Consider the following 217-nt stretch of genomic DNA (forward strand, 5'->3'; position numbering starts at 1 on the left):
ATGCTTCGGGGAGCTGTAAGTAAGCTTTGATCCGAAGATTTCCGAATGGGGAAACCCACCATACGTAATGGTATGGTATCCTTATCTGAATACATAGGGTAAGGAAGACAGCCCCAGGGAACTGAAACATCTAAGTACCTGGAGGAAGAGAAAGCAAATGCGATTTCCTGAGTAGCGGCGAGCGAAACGGAACATAGCCCAAACCAAGAGGCTTGCC

The 217-nt window shown here is 47.9% G+C and carries 1 rRNA gene; it reads left to right on the forward strand.

Annotated features, from left to right (window positions below):
• A 23S ribosomal RNA gene (locus MR083_RS27555) occupies positions 1-217 on the forward strand; the annotation flags it as partial.

The organism is Bacillus cereus group sp. BfR-BA-01408, assembly GCF_022663305.1.
GTDB classification, from domain to species: Bacteria; Bacillota; Bacilli; order Bacillales; family Bacillaceae_G; genus Bacillus_A; species Bacillus_A pacificus.